2 protein-coding genes are annotated in these 1,006 nt (G+C 67.6%); both read right to left on the reverse strand.

The window, feature by feature from the left end; translation table 11 throughout:
• The coding region (locus AC3WJU_RS22440; protein WP_492260925.1) for a hypothetical protein at positions 1-584 on the reverse strand (584 nt) is incomplete at its 3' end.
• The coding region (locus tag AC3WJU_RS22445) for a hypothetical protein (protein ID WP_492260926.1) at positions 581-1,006 on the reverse strand (426 nt) is incomplete at its 5' end. The genes AC3WJU_RS22440 and AC3WJU_RS22445, both read right to left, overlap by 4 nt.

Consider the following 1,006-nt stretch of genomic DNA (forward strand, 5'->3'; position numbering starts at 1 on the left):
GTGCAGTTCTTTGCTGCTGCGGTCCAGGCTGCGGAGAGCCGGGAGGCGTAGTCGTAGCTGTAGCACTGGTAGTCATCCGGTGCCCCGGGCCGGGAGGGGAACCATTGTTCGCGGGCGCTGAGCTTGCCCGAGGGGGTGTAGGTGTAGTTGGTGGTGCCCAGGTCCGAGATGACGCCTCTGGCGGTGTTGCTCGCGGATTGGTTGCTCAGGCGTCCGGTGTTCGCATCCCAGGTGTAGCTGACCTGGTTCTGTCCGGTGGTGTCGGCCGTGGGGCTGCCCGCGTTCGCGTCGTATTGCTGGAAGGTTCGCAGGTGGTTCAGGTCGTCGTACCCGGTGGCGCCGGCGATGGTGTCGTTGACGTTGGAGACCGAGGTCGGGTTTTCGAGGCCGTCGTAACCGTAATTTATGGTCTCCGCCGGAAGTCCTCCGATCGCGGGGGTGGCTTGGGTATTGATCTGGCCGGTGGTGGTGTAGGTGCTGGTGGTCGTGTACGGGCCGGCGTACGCTCCGAGGCCGCCGGGCAGGGTGGTGGTGGTCGTGCCGGGCTTGTAGGCGGCGTTGTAGCCGGACACGTCGGTCTTCACCGGCTGGTCGTAGTTGGGGCCGTTGAACCGGGTCGCGGAACTGAGCTGGCCCTTTTCTCCCCGTCGAAGGTGCTGGTGGTGAGCGTGTGCGCGGTGCCGCCTTGCGGGGTGACCGTCGTGCTGGTGGTCCTGTCGAGGGCGTCGTAGGCGTAGCTGGTGAGGTTCCCGGCGCCGTCGGCGGTGCCGGCGACCCGGCCGGACGCGTCGTAACTGGTGGTGGTGGTGCCGGTGTCGGGGTCGGTGGCGGTGGTTTGCCGGCCGGCGGTATCGAAGGCCCAGGTCCACTGGTTCCCGGCGGTGTCCGTCATGGCGGTCATCCGGCCCAGGGCATCGTAGCCGTAGCTGGTGGTGTCGGGTGGGCCGGTGGGGGTGGTGCCGTGGAAGAGCTGGCGGGAGACGGTTTTGCCGGCGGCGTTCACCAC

It is taken from the genome of Arthrobacter sp. FW306-1B-F12A (genome assembly GCF_058781865.1).